We start from the raw sequence: 239 nt of genomic DNA on the forward strand, positions 1-239 counted from the left end.
GTCGCAAGACTGAAACTCAAAGGAATTGACGGGGACCCGCACAAGCAGTGGAGTATGTGGTTTAATTCGAAGCAACGCGAAGAACCTTACCAGGTCTTGACATCCCTCTGACCGGTCTAGAGATAGACCTTTCCTTCGGGACAGAGGAGACAGGTGGTGCATGGTTGTCGTCAGCTCGTGTCGTGAGATGTTGGGTTAAGTCCCGCAACGAGCGCAACCCTTGATCTTAGTTGCCAGCA

At 52.3% G+C, this 239-nt stretch carries 1 rRNA gene; it reads left to right on the forward strand.

Features of this window, described 5'->3' with window-relative positions:
- Positions 1-239: ribosomal RNA gene (locus PV403_RS25385) — 16S ribosomal RNA — on the forward strand; the annotation flags it as partial.

The sequence above is a fragment of the Paenibacillus sp. GYB006 genome (assembly GCF_036577645.1).
Taxonomy (GTDB): Bacteria; Bacillota; Bacilli; order Paenibacillales; family Paenibacillaceae; genus Paenibacillus.